Source organism: Clostridium sp. AF50-3 (assembly GCF_003477445.1).
In the GTDB taxonomy this organism is placed as follows: Bacteria; Bacillota; Clostridia; order Lachnospirales; family Lachnospiraceae; genus Otoolea; species Otoolea fessa.
This window is the reverse complement of the sequence record NZ_QUDH01000006.1, coordinates 203,130-219,353: the sequence shown is the minus strand read 5'-3', so window position 1 is coordinate 219,353 and position 16,224 is coordinate 203,130. Positions and strand designations below refer to the sequence as shown.

The 16,224-nt window shown below is 47.6% G+C and carries 14 protein-coding genes and 1 pseudogene; 7 read left to right on the top strand and 8 right to left on the bottom strand.

From position 1 onward, the window contains the following. Positions 1-513: 513 nt before the first annotated feature. Positions 514-1,992, top strand: coding sequence for a DUF1846 domain-containing protein (locus DW085_RS09200; protein ID WP_118492346.1), 1,479 nt, complete (start codon positions 514-516; stop codon positions 1,990-1,992). A gap of 273 nt (positions 1,993-2,265) precedes the next feature. Here the strand turns inward: DW085_RS09200 and ftsH are convergent, their stop codons facing one another. Then, positions 2,266-4,398, bottom strand: coding sequence for an ATP-dependent zinc metalloprotease FtsH (gene ftsH / locus DW085_RS09195; RefSeq protein WP_118492344.1), 2,133 nt, complete (start codon positions 4,396-4,398; stop codon positions 2,266-2,268). A 557-nt stretch (positions 4,399-4,955) separates the two neighbouring features. Here ftsH and DW085_RS09190 point away from each other — a divergent pair. From DW085_RS09190 to DW085_RS09180, 3 genes are all read left to right on the top strand, one after another. Then, entirely contained in the window at positions 4,956-5,459 is a 504-nt protein-coding gene (locus DW085_RS09190) for a GNAT family N-acetyltransferase (protein WP_107001054.1), read from the top strand. A gap of 58 nt (positions 5,460-5,517) precedes the next feature. Next, entirely contained in the window at positions 5,518-5,757 is a 240-nt protein-coding gene (locus tag DW085_RS09185) for a hypothetical protein (RefSeq protein ID WP_107001055.1), read from the top strand. A gap of 563 nt (positions 5,758-6,320) precedes the next feature. Further along, positions 6,321-6,884 carry a DNA-deoxyinosine glycosylase gene (locus DW085_RS09180; RefSeq protein ID WP_118492342.1) on the top strand — a complete coding sequence of 188 codons (564 nt, stop codon included), beginning with the start codon at positions 6,321-6,323 and terminating at the stop codon, positions 6,882-6,884. On the opposite strand, the gene DW085_RS09175 is transcribed toward DW085_RS09180, so the two are convergent. Continuing rightward, on the bottom strand, positions 6,881-7,027 hold the full coding sequence (locus DW085_RS09175) for a hypothetical protein (protein WP_243017769.1): 147 nt from the start codon (positions 7,025-7,027) through the stop codon (positions 6,881-6,883). The genes DW085_RS09180 and DW085_RS09175 overlap by 4 nt on opposite strands. Positions 7,028-7,169: 142 nt before the next feature. Between DW085_RS09175 and DW085_RS20545 the strand changes: the two genes are divergently transcribed. From DW085_RS20545 to DW085_RS09165, 3 genes are all read left to right on the top strand, one after another. Continuing rightward, complete coding sequence (locus tag DW085_RS20545; protein ID WP_347475036.1) at positions 7,170-7,586, top strand: 4Fe-4S cluster-binding domain-containing protein; 417 nt, start codon at positions 7,170-7,172, stop codon at positions 7,584-7,586. A gap of 194 nt (positions 7,587-7,780) precedes the next feature. Continuing rightward, positions 7,781-8,149 carry a hypothetical protein gene (locus tag DW085_RS20540; RefSeq protein ID WP_347475035.1) on the top strand — a complete coding sequence of 123 codons (369 nt, stop codon included), beginning with the start codon at positions 7,781-7,783 and terminating at the stop codon, positions 8,147-8,149. Between the two features lie 1,037 nt (positions 8,150-9,186). Then, positions 9,187-10,131: a DUF5688 family protein gene (locus DW085_RS09165; protein WP_118492340.1), complete on the top strand. Its 945-nt coding sequence runs from the start codon at positions 9,187-9,189 to the stop codon at positions 10,129-10,131. On the opposite strand, the gene DW085_RS09160 is transcribed toward DW085_RS09165, so the two are convergent. The 6 genes and pseudogenes from DW085_RS09160 to bioA all read right to left on the bottom strand — a co-directional run bounded on the left by DW085_RS09160 (position 10,085) and on the right by bioA (position 16,207). Next, positions 10,085-10,531, bottom strand: a complete 447-nt coding sequence (locus DW085_RS09160) for a threonine/serine exporter family protein (protein ID WP_243032244.1) — start codon at positions 10,529-10,531, stop codon at positions 10,085-10,087. The two genes, DW085_RS09165 and DW085_RS09160, sit on opposite strands and share 47 nt — an antisense overlap. Beyond that, on the bottom strand, positions 10,528-10,731 hold the full coding sequence (locus tag DW085_RS20535; RefSeq protein WP_347475033.1) for a threonine/serine exporter family protein: 204 nt from the start codon (positions 10,729-10,731) through the stop codon (positions 10,528-10,530). The genes DW085_RS09160 and DW085_RS20535 overlap by 4 nt, the downstream gene beginning before the upstream one ends. Then, positions 10,728-11,297: a threonine/serine exporter family protein gene (locus DW085_RS09155; RefSeq protein ID WP_347475032.1), complete on the bottom strand. Its 570-nt coding sequence runs from the start codon at positions 11,295-11,297 to the stop codon at positions 10,728-10,730. Before DW085_RS09155 ends, DW085_RS20535 begins: the two co-directional genes overlap by 4 nt. 52 nt (positions 11,298-11,349) lie before the next feature. After that, positions 11,350-13,340, bottom strand: a pseudogene (uvrB, locus tag DW085_RS09150) (excinuclease ABC subunit UvrB). 284 nt (positions 13,341-13,624) lie between these two features. After that, entirely contained in the window at positions 13,625-14,812 is a 1,188-nt protein-coding gene (locus DW085_RS09145; protein WP_117795873.1) for an MFS transporter, read from the bottom strand. Positions 14,813-15,004: 192 nt separating this feature from the next. Beyond that, a complete protein-coding gene (gene bioA / locus DW085_RS09140) occupies positions 15,005-16,207 on the bottom strand; it encodes an adenosylmethionine--8-amino-7-oxononanoate transaminase (RefSeq protein ID WP_118492338.1) in 1,203 nt (400 codons plus the stop codon). Positions 16,208-16,224 lie beyond the last annotated feature (17 nt).

The following is a 16,224-nucleotide window of genomic DNA, read 5'->3' as shown; positions in this document are numbered from 1 at the left end:
CACCGCCCTGCTTCGCATGGCTGTTCGTTCGTTAATGGCGCAAGAAAAGAATATGTCTGCTTCGCAGCCGCATTCTTTTCTTCTGCGCTCATTATATCACATTTTGTATGCCCTTTTCTGTTTTTTATCAATTTACATCCAGATTTTCTTTTCTCCATCCCCATCGCCTGTACACAAAAATTTTCGCCAGAAAATATTACATTTCCGAAAACCAAATCCGTCATTTTTCCGATTTTAAAATTTTTTTATTTTTCCTCTACTCAAATAGACTTTTTTGTAGGATAATAGTACTAATTGTGATTCTTTGCGGTCTGCTGTGCTGCGTTCATTTCACACAAAGAGCATCGACATAAACAACTGCGAATGGCAGTCTGTGCCGGACATGGACTGTGACCTGGCGGCGCAATCATCCATACAAACATATGATTTTCATCCCACCAGATGGAAACCGGCATCTGCCCCCACCGCGATACCGGTATTCTGTGCGGGACGAAACTAAGAACGGAGGATTAGATGAAAATCGGTTTTGACAACAACAAATACCTGAAAATGCAGTCGGAACATATCCGTGAGCGTATCAACCAGTTCGGTGATAAGCTCTACCTCGAATTTGGCGGAAAACTGTTCGATGACTACCACGCATCCCGGGTTCTTCCGGGCTTTGCACCTGACAGCAAGCTGCGGATGCTTCTGCAGTTAGCGGATCAGGCGGAGATCGTCATCGTCATCAGTGCTGCGGATATCGAGAAAAACAAAGTACGTTCCGACCTCGGCATTACTTACGACGTAGACGTACTCCGTCTGATTCAATCCTTTACCGACAAGGGACTCTATGTTGGAAGCGTTGTAATCACCCACTATTCCGGGCAGAACACTGCGGATGTCTTCAAACACAAGCTCGAATCCATGGGCATCAAGGTTTACCGCCACTACACCATCGACGGTTATCCGGGCAATGTTCCGCTGATCGTCAGCGATGAAGGTTATGGTAAAAATGATTACATTGAAACCAAACGTCCACTCGTTGTTGTCACCGCGCCGGGACCGGGAAGCGGAAAAATGGCAACCTGCCTTTCCCAGCTCTACCACGAGAACAAACGCGGCGTCAAGGCTGGATATGCCAAATTTGAGACCTTCCCGATCTGGAATATCCCGTTAAAGCACCCGGTCAACCTGGCATACGAGGCAGCGACCGCTGACTTAAACGATGTCAACATGATCGATCCGTTCCATCTGGAGGCTTATGGTGTGACAACGGTCAACTACAACCGTGACATCGAGATTTTCCCGGTTCTGAGCGCTATTTTCGAGGGAATCTACGGCGAGAACCCGTACAAATCCCCGACTGATATGGGCGTCAACATGGCAGGAAACTGCATCATTGACGACGAAGCCTGCTGCGAGGCATCCCGTCAGGAAATCCTGCGCCGCTACTATCAGGCATTAAACCGCGTTGTCAAAGAGGATGTCGGCAAAGAGGAAGTTTATAAGATCGAACTTCTGATGAAGCAGGCAAAACTGACCACCGATATGCGCAAGGTTGTTCCGGCTGCCCTGAAACGCGCCGAAGAAACCGGTGCTCCGGCTGCTGCCATCGAACTTCCGAACGGAACCATCGCCACCGGAAAGACAACCAACCTGCTCGGTGCTTCCGCTGCCCTGCTTCTGAATGCTGTCAAGGTACTTGGCAATATTCCGCACGATGAGCACCTGATCTCCCCGATCGCGATCGAGCCGATCCAGAAGCTGAAAGTCGAGTACCTCGGAAGCCGCAACCCGCGTCTCCACACCGATGAAGTTCTGATCGCGCTGTCCATGTGCGCCGCTACCAACAAACACGCACAGATCGCCCTGGAACAGCTCGAAAAACTGCGCGGCTGCCAGGTTCACACCTCCGTCATGCTGTCGGAGGTTGATATTAAGACCTTCAAACGTCTCGGCATCGAACTGACCTCCGAGCCAGTATATGAGCACAACCGCCTGTACCAGTAATTGATATAATCCTATATAAATAACGGCTGTATCTCAGCAAAACAGAACTCATAGATTTTTCGTAACTGTTCAGTGCCTTCACAGTCACGCGCAAAAATCCCATTGCCTACGGCAATGGGATTTTTGCCTGCTAGCCCATGTTTTCGTACGGTCAGCGCAGTAAATGCGCAGACCTACTGAACAGTTACGATTTTTCAATATATGAATTCACATTGCTGAAATACAGCCGTTCTATTTACTGTATAAATATTTCTTTTATGCTATACATCACTTTTATTTCCGGTCGAACGAGCTTCCACCGCGCATCTCATCCTCATTTGGACTCTCTGCTGCTACAGCTTTTGCCGATTCCGGTGTTTCGTCCGCCGGTGCTTCATCCGCCGGTTTTCCTTCCAGCTTCTGCTGGTTCTGTGAGTTTTCCGCGTTCGTTTCCTCCGCAGTCTTTACCGGCTGCACCTCATCGCCTGTCTTCGCAGCCTCCGGCATCTCAATCCGGCTCTCGCCTTCCTGTTTCTTTTCCTCCAGCTCCGGGATTCCCTTTACCTCATGGAAAATCTTCATGAATTCTTTACCGGTGATCGTCTCTTTCTCAATCAGGAACGCCGCAATCTTATCAAGCGCCTCGCGGTTTTCACTCAGCAGGCGTTTCGCCTCCTCATAAGAAACCTTCAAAATATGCATGACTTCCTTGTCAATCTCTGCCGCCGTCATATCACTGCAATTCAGGACAGTTCTCCCGTTCAGGTACTGATTTTCCTGGCTTTCCAGCCCCATCAGACCGAACTTCTTGGACATACCGTACTGGGTTACCATCGCACGCGCGATCCGGGTTGCTTTTTCAATATCATTTGACGCACCTGTCGTTACCGTATCAAAAACGATCTCCTCAGCCGCACGTCCGCCTAAAAATCCGACCAGCATCGCGCGGATTTCCTTCTCGGTATTTAAGTACTTCTCTTCCTCCGGCACCTGCATGACATAGCCAAGCGCCCCCATGGTACGCGGCACAATCGTGATCTTCTGTACCGGCTCCGAATCCTTCTGCAGGGCGCTGACCAGCGCATGACCAACCTCATGATACGAAACAATCCGGCGCTCCTCCTGGCTCAGGATGCGGTCTTTCTTCTCTTTGCCGACCAGAACCAGCTCAACTGCCTCAAATAAATCCTTCTGGGAAACGGCTTTCCTGCCATTCTTAACGGCTGTGATCGCCGCCTCGTTCATCATATTGGCAAGATCCGCACCTACAGCGCCGGATGTCGCCAGCGCGATCTCCTCGAAATCAACCGTCTCATCCAGTTTTACATCCTTGGAATGTACCTTTAAAATCTGCACACGCCCCTTTAAATCCGGCTTATCCACGATAATCCGGCGGTCAAAACGTCCCGGACGAAGCAGCGCCGGATCCAGAATCTCCGGGCGGTTCGTCGCCGCCATGACTAAAAGACCCTTGGAGGAATCAAATCCATCCATCTCCGAAAGGAGCTGGTTTAACGTCTGCTCACGTTCATCGTTGCCGCCCAGACGGGAATCACGGCTTTTACCGATCGCATCCACCTCATCGATGAAAATGATACACGGAGCCGACTGCTGCGCCTGCTTGAACAGGTCACGCACACGGGATGCGCCGACGCCGACAAACATTTCCACAAAATCCGAACCGGACAGAGAGAAAAACGGAACCTTCGCCTCTCCAGCTACTGCCTTGGCAAGAAGTGTTTTACCGGTTCCTGGCGGTCCGACTAACAACGCACCCTTCGGCAGTTTCGCACCAATCTTCGTATATTTTCCCGGGTTATGCAGGAAATCAACAATCTCCGTCAGAGACTCCTTCGCCTCATCCTCGCCTGCCACATCCTTGAATGTAACACCGGTCTCTTTCTGTACATATACTTTGGCATTGCTCTTGCCGACACCCATTATGCCGCCTCCGCCGCCCATGCGCTTCATCATCATATTGAAAATGACGAACATCGCTGCAATCGGAAGCACCCACTCAAGCAGAAGCATGATAATACTGCCTGTCGCGTCCACTTCTGCCTGTTCATAGGTCGTAACACCAGCTTCATCCAGCTTCTTCTCCAAATCTGGATCGTTAATCGGAATCGTGTAGTACTCCATTCCTACCAGATTTCCGTATTTGCCCTGGCTGCCGCCATATTTCTTCGAATCTTCCTTCGGCGTGATCTGAATCTTTCCATTGCCAATCACAACCGATTCTACCTCGTGATCCTTAAGCATCTGATTAAACTCGCTGTACGGCATCTTGTGCGTGCGGCTGCCCTGCCAGAGGTTGTGCATCATCGCCACGCAGAGAAGCGTAAACAGCATCGTCATGATCAGCACTGCATAATTCTGACCGCGGGGATTTTTTCCATTTTTATTCTGGTTTCCCTTATTATCCATACACTTTCTCCATTCTGTGTCACTGTACATCCGGAATCTGTCACATCAGGTTACTCAAAAGCCCTCTAAATCTGCCGCATCTGCTTCTCATCCGGCTTCAGCCCCGCTTTTCTTCCCCATCAGCGCGCAAATTTCTGCGTACTCTTATCCATTATAGTGGCAGATTGCCTATAAATCAAGAAGTGAAAATATTAAAAACTTGTGAACTCCTTATAAAATATAGGTGTTTTCTCTGCATATATGAAATGCCATCAAAATCATCCGCTGTGTATCTCTTCCCGATACAGTTACCTCGTCACAGTTATTCGAAAAATTGCTTTTTAAAAAGTCCCTATTTACATTTGTGTGTCTGATGTATCAACAGTATAATGATACATTTCACGAATTGCGTATGCAATTAGAAAATCAAGTAGTCCAAATTCCATAAAATGAAATTTTAGGGCAAATTACAGACATTGGCTTGGCTGTAGTATTTTTAAACAACGTGTGTTAGACTACTGTTATACAAATCGGGATTGACCGAACTCTTTGAGAAAAATAGGAGGAAGCAGCTTTTTATGTTGTACTTAAAATCAGCTAATTTGGAAGATATTGAAAAGGAATACGAATTTATTACTAATACCCCTTCCAATGAAAATGGATTTACGAATTTTGCGTCTGGATGTTCAAGAAAGGAATTTGAAATAAAAATATTACCTGGTTATATTAATGCTGAAAAGGGAATTGATCTGGCTGATGGATGGGTTCCAGAAACGGATTTTTTCTTATGGGATGATGAGAAAATAGTAGGATTATTTCGCGTGCGTCATTACCTTACTCCTGCACTTGCAAACGGAGGAGGCCATATAGGATATGGAATAAAGAAAGAATTCAGAGGCAAGGGATACGCCTCGGAAGGGTTGAGATTGACAATCGAAAAAGCCTGGCACATTATTAAAGAAGACGAAATATATATGTCTGTTCATAGGGATAATATGGCATCTTTACGTGTGCAGATTAAAAATGGGGCCTATATTCATCACCAAGATGAAAAAGAGTTTTATACCAGAATAAAACGATAAATTCCCGTTTATTGGGAAGTCACAGAGAACGAAAAATCGGAATTTGGAGGTAATTTAAATGGAAAACAAAATTGTAGGTGCTATTTTCTGTTTCATGTCAGCAGTTTTAATTTCTGCACGATATATTTCTGCTGCGATATTTATGAGTGGAGTAGCTTCGTGGAATGCCACTTTATTTGCAGCAGGTCTTGAATATGTAGGTCCTTTTTTAGCAATAGCGGCTGGTATTGCGTTTATTATTGGAATCCTGTTTCTGGGATATGGGCTGTATCAGGATATTAAAAAGATAAAGAAGTAGAACAATTCCAGTTTGTCAATTACAGGTGACATTGAAAGAGTCAGCCCATTCAAGGTGCCGGCTCTTTCAAAAATTCCATTCTAAATAAATTGCATGATAACTTAGAGTAAAAATGAATACCCATTAGCCGGAAATGAATAGAAAACGAATAAAAGTGTGGTGTTTCGTATAATTATGAGTTAGTATGCATCAGACACACTTTTGTAAAAAGGGAGTTTCAAAAAAACATTCTATCATTTTTGATCTATGATATAATGTGAACACTTGACGAGGTATTTTCGAGTCTAGTGAGAACATATGCCTGACCACTTAATGAGGTGTTTCACGAATTTAGTGGTCATGGTATAATGAGCCCAGAAGAAAAGAATGCGGCTGCGAAGCAGACATATTCTTTTCTTGCGCCATTACCGAACAAACAGCCATGCGAAGCAGGGCGGTAGCGCGCGATAGCGCGGGTTCGTGAGTATCATGTCCATGCACCAAATGAAGCCAGATCAAAGTCGAAAATTGATTTCGTATTTATTATAATTGACAACAATAATCCGCAAAAAGGAGGTTCCACCATGCCATCCCACATCATCCACCCAATTCCGCCTGTTTTTGACGCCGACTCCCGCATCCTGATCCTCGGTTCCTTTCCGTCGGTCAAATCCCGAGAAAGCTGTTTTTTCTACGGGCACCCGCAGAATCGTTTCTGGAAGCTCTTAGCGCGCCTGCGAAAGGAAGACGTTCCATCCTCCATCGAGGAAAAGAAGGAATTTCTGCTGCGGAACCACATCGCCGTCTGGGACACCATCCATAGCTGTTCCATCGAAGGATCCAGCGACAGTTCCATCCGCGATGTTGTTCCAAACGACCTCGCCTCTATCCTGGATCACGCTTCCATCCAGGCGATTTACACAAACGGCGGGCTGTCCGGAAAAATGTACGACCGCTTCTGCCGTAAACAGACTGGCATTGAGGCAATCAAACTGCCGTCCACCAGCCCTGCCAACGCTGCCTGGAACCTCGACCGGCTGACAGATGCCTGGAAATGTATCAACCAGATCCTGGGGAAACCCGGATCTGAAACAAAAAACACTGTTTCCGATGGCAACGCACGCGAGGCAAAAACACGCATCATCTAAACAAACACCATCTGCACCAGAATCATATAAAATACAGTCCCTGCCGGCCAATGGCGCTTCTGTCCGATCCACTGTTCCGTAAAAATCATTACAAACAGTGCCGTCAGTGCAAAGTCCAGCCCTTTCGTATTAAATGTAATCACATTTGACACTGCTTATCTTTCTTAGTAGAATAAATACATTATAACGATCGATTTTTCGGATTCAACACAGATTTGAACTATGTAAAAAAGCTTTGAAGGAATTACCTTTACAAAAAATCTTATAAAAAAGGGAGCAAAACCTATGAACACATATATTCCCCTCCCTAATTCAAGTGCCGGCTCGCCTGTCCAGTTCTCTGAACCAGCCGCCTACTCCTACGAAAGCTGCCATTGCTGTCCGCGAAATTGTCAGATCAACCGCACCAAAAAACAGGGCTGGTGTCACAGCCCTGCCGGTATCCGGGCGGCACGCGCGGCGCTTCATCCGTGGGAGGAACCGTGTATCAGCGGTCTGCACGGAAGCGGTACCATCTTTTTTTCCGGCTGCACGCTGCGCTGCTGTTTCTGCCAGAACTACCAGATCAGCAGCGAAGGCTTTGGAAAAGATATTTCTGAAACGCGCCTGGAGGAAATTTTTCTGGAACTGCAGGCACAGGGCGCGCATAATATCAATCTGGTGACACCGACACAGTACCTTCCGTCGCTACTGCCTGTCTAAAACGGGTCAAACCGCAGCTTTCCATCCCGATCGTCTACAACTGCGGCGGTTATGAGACGCTGGAAGCGGTTGATGCGCTGGCTCCCTATATCGATATCTGGCTGCCGGATTTAAAATATTACTCTTCCGAACTGTCCGCCCGCTATTCCGCCGCCCCGGACTATTTTCCGGTTGCCTCCGCAGCAGTCAAACGGATGATCGAGCACACCGGTCCGCTGGTATTGGAAGATTTCTCTGAAAATGGTCAGGCCTGCCAGCTCATGAAGCGCGGCGTGATCCTGCGGCATATGGTTCTTCCGAAACACAAAGACGATTCCATCCGCCTGCTCCACTGGATTCACGATAACCTCCCGGAGGGGCATTTTCTGGTAAGCCTTATGAGCCAGTACACCCCCTTCTACCAGAGCAACAAATATCCGGAAATCAACCGTCGCATCACAAGCTACGAATACCAGAAAGTCGTCGATGCCGCGATTGAGCTGGGACTCACACAGGGCTTTATGCAGGAAAAAAGCAGCGCGAAAGAAGAATACACGCCGCCGTTTGAGTTGCAGGGGATTTGATATTTATATAAGAAAAAATCCTTCTTGATACTTTTCCATGAACCAGAAAAAAGGGTATCGATAAATTGACATTTTATCGATACCCTTTAAACTATCTCGTCCATTGGATGATACCTCTTTCTTTGAACTTTTCCTTTATTCAATTTTGATTCCTTTTTCAACAATTTCTGAATCGTTCAATCTTATTTTTTCTTTTTCCACTTATCTATCTCTCTTTTAAAAAACGCTTCTTTTTAATGATACTTTCTCGTCATATCACTAAACCGAATCCTGTTTCTAAATATGTATGATAGATGATTGACTGATTTTTACTTGTTGATTTTGGTTTTCCTTTGTTCAATTTTTTTATTAAAAAATCGAACCAGTTTTATGTTTTCGGTGGAATCAGCTCCCTTCTTTTTTTGTTTTATTTCTTGTTTCTTTTGATGGTTTTATTCTAATACATATGTCGCATTTTGTCAATACTAATTTTGTATTTTCTTGTTATTTTTCAGTTTTATCTTCATCACGAATGCCAGCTATTAGTTTTCGTCTCGCAGTCGCGCCATCTTATCTCTTTATTTACCATCGTTCACACATTATGAGCATCATGCAAACTGTTACTGGGAACGTATGCGTGAACAGCAACAAATCCGCAACCAGAACTTCACTTTTCCCCTGTTATTTTTCTTGCCAATCTTCCCATTTTCCAGTATAATTATGATATCGGTGCATTTTGGCACCTGCTTCTTTATATGCAGGCAATTTTTTCACATCTTACTGGTTCCTGCGATTCTCATGTTCAGTTTTTTCGATGATTTCCATGACTATTTTCATACTTACGCACTCAAAAGATAAACGCTAAAACTCTGAACTTTTTATTTATTTTTTAATCACTAAGCAATCTTTCTGCACATCTCAAACTTCATGACTGCTTCTTGATTTGATTCCTTAAAACTTATTCACACGGGGAAACTGTTTCTCATCTTGTTGAAATTCATAACCTACATGAGCAAGCGGACATCCCCTATCTGCAATTTTATTTCAGGAGGTACTCTATGGTCTATGAAACATTTTTGAAAACAATCCAGTCGATGGTGCAGACGCGCCTCAATAAAAAAGCCAACGTCTCCCTGCGGCGGGTTCTGAAAAATAATGGACTGATGCTCGACGGGCTGAGCTTTACGAAACCCGGCTCACGGTTATCACCGACTGTCTATCTGAACGCCTATTATAATGAAGCGGAGGAAGGAATGCCGCTCTCCATTATTACCGATCAGATCTTGATGGTGTATGAGACAAATCCAGGATTTTCGGAGGATATCTGCGAGGAACTGCGTGATTTTGATGCCGTACGCGACCGGATTGCCTACAAATTGATCCACGCCGCTAAAAATAAGGTGCTTCTCTCCCACGTCCCGCATATTCCGTATCTCGATCTGGCGATCGTTTTCTATCTGATCCTCACTGACAATGAGGAGGGGCAGATGACGACCCTGGTACACAGCGACCATCTTGCCCTGTGGGATATTTCTCTGGAAGAGCTCGGCATACTGGCGGAAGAAAATACACCTCGCATGCTGCCGTACCACATCAACTCCATCGAATCCACCCTCAATCAGCTCGAAATGGAGGACATCGTTGAAACGGAAGCTCTTCCATCGGTCGCTCTCTACGTTCTGACAAATTCGCGCGGCATCAACGGCGCTGCCTGCATGCTCTATCCCCGCGTCTTAAAAGAGTTTGCCGAAAGCCTGGGCGAAGATCTGATTATCCTTCCATCCAGCATCCATGAAGTGCTTCTCACTCCCAGCAGCGTCTCCCTTCCGCCGGAAGAACTCAATGAAATGGTTCAGGCGATCAATCAGTCGGATGTGCCCGCTGAAGACCGCCTGTCAGATCATATTTATTATTTTAGCAGGATTCAGGGCTGTCTCTACCTGCCGCCCAGTTCCACTACGACGCTTTATTCCGGAGCAGACGGAACAGTGAATCCACAATAAAGATGGCAACCGCCATCGCCCCCGCTATCTGGATCGTCTGGATCAGATAAAAATTGTACCATTTTGTCTGTCCCTGTATCAGAAAATAGACGCTCCGGTAGATCGATGCGCCCGGCACCGTCGGCAGGATTCCTGCCACCAGAAAGATCGTGACGGGCGCTTTTAACACGCGTGCAAATACCTGACTCAGCAGAGCCGCTGCCAGACTGGAAAAAAATGCCGCCGCCACCTGCGAGGTTCCCACCTGCATTGATACCAGGTACGCCAGCCATCCGGCACCTCCGGTAATGCCCGCATAAACCAGATATTTCCGCGGCATATCGACCAGCAGGGAAAAACCAAAAATCGCCAGAAATGCTCCCACGCTCTGGATCATCAATTCTCTTATCATCTCTGTCATACCGATCCTCCCGCCAGCCGGACTGCCACGATCGCCAGACCGACGCCCGACGCAACCGCCAGCGCCACCACGACTGCCTCCGCCATCCGCGCGACTCCCGAACTGTAATCTCCATTCAGCGTATCGCGGATTGCCGCCGTAAATGTGACCCCAGGCACCAGCGGCATGATTGCGCTGATAATCACTACATCCAGGCTCATTCCCAGAAATGCCCACGGCGCAGCAGATACGCCGCAACCGCCAGTGCAAACGAGCCAAGTGCATTTTGACAGAAATCATTCAACATAAGTTTGGACGCCGCCCGCAGGACAAACGCAAGAACGACTCCCACGACAGCCGCCACCAGGCATTCGCCCGGACCGCCTCCAAACATCACCGCAAAAAATCCCGTCGTTGCCGCATAGCCAATGCATTTCTTCCAGAATCCGTATAATGTCGTATTAGCAATCCGATCCAGTCGTTCCTGCGCCTCCCCGACAGACAATTTTCCGCTGCAAAATTCCCTTGAAACATTGTTTACCTGATAGATGCGGTTCAAATTCGTTGCCCGGTTTTCCACCCGTTTTACCAAGGTAAGCGGCGGAAGTGATGCATCCGCAATCGTCGCCACGATCCCCGTCGTCACGACAAACACATCTGCCCGTGCAATCCCTGAATGCTTTAAAATACGGTGAATCGTGTCCTCCACACGGTAGACCTCCGCTCCGCTCGCCAGCATGATCTCCCCCGCCCGGACCGCCATCTCCATCAGCGCGCCATATTCCATACCAACCACCCTCTGATTTATGAATTTTCGTAACTGTTCAGTACTTTCACAGTCACGGATTTTCCAAATCCAGCAACATTTTCTTAACCTCTACCATGCGGTCACGCAACACGACCGCTTCCTCGAAATTCAGCTCGGCTGCCGCCTGATTCATCTTCTTCGTCAGTTCCTTTACGAGTTTTTCTAATTCCTGGCGATCCATCGATTCCAGATCCTTCGTTACCTTATTCGTAACCGGTTCGGCTGCCTGCGAGATCGTGATCAGATCCCGGACAGCTTTCTTGATCGTCGTCGGCGTAATGTGATGTTCCTCATTGTACGCCTGCTGAATCGCGCGTCTTCGCTCCGTCTCCTCGATCGCCGCACGCATCGAATCCGTGATCGAATCTGCATACATGATAACATGCCCCTCGGAATTTCGCGCTGCTCGGCCGATCGTCTGAATCAGAGACGTTTCCGAACGCAGGAATCCCTCTTTATCCGCATCCAGAATCGCCACCAGCGCAATCTCCGGGATATCCAGACCCTCACGAAGCAGGTTGATGCCGACCAGCACATCGAAGACATTCAGACGCATATCCCGGATAATCTGGGCGCGTTCCAACGTGTCAATATCCGAATGCAGATATTTGACGCGGATTCCCGCATCGCGCATATAGTCGGTCAGGTCTTCTGCCATCCGCTTTGTCAGCGTCGTAACAAGCACCTTAAACCCTCGATCCACCTCCCGGTTGACCTCCGAAATCAGATCGTCGATCTGTCCCTCGACCGGTCTCACCTCAATCGGCGGATCAAGAAGTCCCGTTGGACGGATCACCTGCTCTGCCCGCAGAAGCTCATGATCCGCCTCATACTCGCCCGGTGTTGCTGAAACGCAGAGAATCTGATCCAGTTTGCTCTCAAATTCTTCAAAATTTAACGGTCGGTTATCCAGCGCCGACGGCAGGCGGAAGCCATATTCCACCAGCGTTTTCTTGCGCGACTGGTCGCCCGCGTACATCCCGCGCACCTGCGGCAGCGTGATGTGCGACTCGTCCACAATTACCAGAAATTCATCCGGGAAATAATCCATCAGCGTACACGGCGGTTCTCCCGGTTTCGAACCAATCAGATGGCGTGAATAATTCTCGATACCAGAACAGAAGCCTGTTTCCCGCATCATTTCCACATCAAAATTCGTCCGCTCCGCGATTCTCTGTGCCTCCAGAAGCTTATCCTCACTCTTAAAGTAAGCGACCTGCTCCTTCATTTCCTCTAAAATATTGTTTGCCGCAATCTCCATCCGCTCTTTCGGGATGACATAATGCGATGCCGGGAAAATCGCGATATGTCCCAGCTGCGCCTTGATCTCGCCCGTCAGCGTGTCAATCTCTGTGATCCGGTCTACCTCATCCCCGAAAAACTCAATCCGGTACGCATCGCCGCCCGAATACGCCGGGTATACCTCCAGCACATCGCCGCGCACCCGGAACGAACCTCGCTTGAAATCCATGTCATTCCGGCTGTACTGAATGTCGATCAGCTTGTGAATGACCTCGTCGCGGTCCTTCTCCATGCCCGGGCGCAGGGAAATAACCATGTTTTATAATCGATCGGGCTTCCCAGACCATAGATACAGGAAACCGATGCCACAATAATCACATCCTGCCGCTCCGACAGCGCCGCCGTCGCTGAATGCCGCAGCTTATCGATCTCGTCGTTGATGGAGGAATCCTTCTCGATATATGTGTCCGTGGACGGGACGTAAGCCTCCGGCTGGTAGTAGTCATAGTAGCTGACAAAGTATTCCACCGCATTATTGGGAAAAAATTCCTTCATTTCTGAATAAAGCTGGGCTGCCAGCGTCTTATTATGTGCAATAATTAACGTCGGCTTATTCAGCTTCTGAATCACATTTGCCATCGTAAACGTCTTGCCAGAGCCCGTTACACCCAGTAATGTCTGGAACTGATTTCCTTCCTTGAAGCCCTCCACCAGCTTTTCAATCGCCTGCGGCTGGTCGCCGGTCGGGCTGTATTCTGATACCAACTCAAAATGATCCATTGCTTTCTCCTGATTTGATATAATTCACAAATAAAGAATGTGCCTTTTTGTGTAATAGGGGATTCCAAGGAATTTCCTAGTACACAAAAAATCCCATTAAGTATTTCTATTATACCAAATCCACCCATGAATGTATACATAAAAGCAAAACAAATCAGTACAAACGTTCGATTTCAGACAACTGTTCACAGGTAGGAATTTTCTGAATTTTCTAAACTGAAGATTCCGTACGATACAGTTCTGGTTGCAGATTTTGCCGTCATTCCTATTATTGGTTTACTGTATTATTTCTTTCTTCCCGTGACTACTATCAGAACGATTCCTAATACTCCCATCATCCCCGCATACCCCACAAACGGCACACTCACGCCCTCACTGAATCTTCCCATCCATTTCAGCACAAACGGCGAACACGCCGCTCCCAGATTGCAGCCGACCAGCACGATTGATGTGGCTGTATTGATAGAAGACTGCGGAATCTGCTCGGAAATCTGGTGGAAGGAATAGGTAACCAGAACGGTATAGAAAAATCCAACGATACTGATGCCAATTCCAATCAGCGGCAGATTGCCCGCATATGCGGTCAGAAGCATCCCCGCTCCAAGCATCAGGCATCCAACCCCCGGTAATTTTTCCTTCCACCACATCGTCAGTTTTCCAAAATAAACACCGGCAGCTATTCCCATCAGCATCATGAGCGTGAGAATGATGCTGGCTTCCGACTCCGTTCCAAGTTTCTTCTCTAAAATCAACATCGGGACACGCAGGGAATTGGAACAGTAGATGCAGATGACAAATCCCGCAAACAGTGCATAAGCAATGGGCAGGACTTCTTTTTTCCAGCATTTTCTCTTTCCATCTTCCTCCGCTTCCAGACTTTCTTTCTCTCCCCCTGCACTCTGTGAGCCCGCACTCTGTCCCATCTCCATATTCCCCGGAACCCATACAAGATACAGAAGTACAATCACAAATCCGAGCGCGTACACCCAAAATGCCAGATTCCACCGGATCAACACCAATTTTCCAGCAACCAGCGTCATAACCGCGCTTCCCAGCACCTCCGCCGATCCGCGGTATCCGAGCAGCGCCGCTTTTTCCCTGCCTTCATAATATTCACTGAAAATGCTGATTGCTTTCGCATTAATGAGTCCAATCCCGATCCCCAGGAAAATCCTGGACGTGAACACCACCGGATATTCCTGTACAAACACCGGTACCATGCCGCTGACCGATAAAAGAAGCAGACCGCCCACAATCATTGGACGGTCTTTCATATAACGCGACAGCCATGCATTCAGCACGATCATGACAGTGATCGCAAACGACGGTGCTGAGATCAACATCTCCACCTGTGCGGTTGTATATTCACTGAAATGCTGCAGCAGCGATGGCAGCACGATCGAAACAGAATACGCCGATGTCAGTATCAATGACAGCGATAGCAGCGCTATTTTCTTCATTTGTTCTTTCATATTGGTTTCTCCCCGAATGTTAGTTTTATACTAGAATTCTGATTGCTTCTGTCCTATTCATTCACAATCGCAGGCAACACAATCCATGTATCGTTTCTTAAAACAATACTCCATATCTTCTATCATAAATGAAATTCATTCAGAAAGAAATACCTAAATTATTTTTCTAAGATAGATGTTCCTTCGTTACCTCTATCCCCGCGCAAACCAGTCCTTCATGCACTGAAGCACCTGAACCAGCTCTTCTTCCTTGATAATATACGGAACCATCGCGTACAGATAATTTAAGAACGGACGGCTGAACACGCCGCGTTTGTACGCATATTCCTGATACCCTTTCAGGACTGCCGGATCATATACCTCGACGCAGACACATCCGCCCATCATGCGGACCTCCTTGATTCTCGGATCGGTAAATCCTTTCATCTCCCGGCGGGTGATGGCTTCGATCTTCTGAATCTTTTCCATGTAATTCTGCGTTTCAAACAGCTCGATCGAGGCAAGCGCTGCACTGCACGCGAGGGCATTTCCCATGAAGGTCGGTCCGTGCATCAGCGCATGTTCCGGGTTATCATCGAAAAATCCATCAAATACCTTTTTATTTGCCACAGTCGCCGCATGACCAATGTAACCGCCGGTCAATGCCTTTCCGAGAACCAGAATATCCGGAAGCACCCGATCTGCCACAAAGCGGTTTCCGGTTCTGCCAAATCCGGTTGCCACCTCATCAAAAACCAGCAGCACGCCGTATTTATCACAGAGTTCCCTTGCCTTCTCCAAAAATGAAATATCGTACATCCGCATTCCGCCAGCGCCCTGTAAAAGCGGTTCCACCAGCACGCAGTTCAACTTATCATGATACTGTTCAAATGCTTTCTCCAGCGCCGGGATCTCAGTCGGAATGTGAACCACATACGGGCTTGCACCATAGGCTTTCAGCACAAAATGGTAGTCCTCATCATCGCCTGCCTCCATCGTCTTAAAAGTATCGCCGTGGTACGCGTGTTCCAGCGCCAGAATCATCGTCCGCTTCTCATCGCCGCGGTTCATATAATACTGCAGCGCCATTTTCAGCGCTACCTCAACCGCCACGCTGCCGGAATCTGAAAAAAAGCAGTAGTCCAGATCGCCCGGCAGCCAGGACGCCAGTTTTTCTGAAAGCCTGCGCGCCGGCTCATGCGTCAGCCCGCCCAGCATCACATGAGAAAATTTTTCTACCTGTGAAATAATTGCCTGATTGATCACCGGATGTTTATATCCATGAATCACACTCCACCAGGACGAAACCGAATCAATCAGCTTCTGATCCTTCGTGTAAAGATATACCCCGTTCGCATCCACGATCTCATAAGGCGCTTTCATTGTTTTTAACTGTTCATATGGATACCAGATCATTTTTCTTCTCCTTTTTA

Coding starts and splice junctions, on each gene's coding strand:
- DW085_RS09180 (WP_118492342.1), top strand. CDS start 6,321: ATGCCATCCCACATCATCCACCCAATTCCGCCTGTTTTTGACGCCGAC.
- DW085_RS09200 (WP_118492346.1), top strand. CDS start 514: ATGAAAATCGGTTTTGACAACAACAAATACCTGAAAATGCAGTCGGAA.
- DW085_RS20545 (WP_347475036.1), top strand. CDS start 7,170: ATGAACACATATATTCCCCTCCCTAATTCAAGTGCCGGCTCGCCTGTC.
- DW085_RS09185 (WP_107001055.1), top strand. CDS start 5,518: ATGGAAAACAAAATTGTAGGTGCTATTTTCTGTTTCATGTCAGCAGTT.
- DW085_RS09165 (WP_118492340.1), top strand. CDS start 9,187: ATGGTCTATGAAACATTTTTGAAAACAATCCAGTCGATGGTGCAGACG.
- bioA (WP_118492338.1), bottom strand. CDS start 16,207: ATGATCTGGTATCCATATGAACAGTTAAAAACAATGAAAGCGCCTTAT.
- ftsH (WP_118492344.1), bottom strand. CDS start 4,398: ATGGATAATAAGGGAAACCAGAATAAAAATGGAAAAAATCCCCGCGGT.
- DW085_RS20540 (WP_347475035.1), top strand. CDS start 7,781: ATGATCGAGCACACCGGTCCGCTGGTATTGGAAGATTTCTCTGAAAAT.
- DW085_RS09160 (WP_243032244.1), bottom strand. CDS start 10,531: ATGACAGAGATGATAAGAGAATTGATGATCCAGAGCGTGGGAGCATTT.
- DW085_RS09190 (WP_107001054.1), top strand. CDS start 4,956: ATGTTGTACTTAAAATCAGCTAATTTGGAAGATATTGAAAAGGAATAC.
- DW085_RS09155 (WP_347475032.1), bottom strand. CDS start 11,297: ATGGAATATGGCGCGCTGATGGAGATGGCGGTCCGGGCGGGGGAGATC.
- DW085_RS20535 (WP_347475033.1), bottom strand. CDS start 10,731: ATGAGCCTGGATGTAGTGATTATCAGCGCAATCATGCCGCTGGTGCCT.
- DW085_RS09145 (WP_117795873.1), bottom strand. CDS start 14,812: ATGAAAGAACAAATGAAGAAAATAGCGCTGCTATCGCTGTCATTGATA.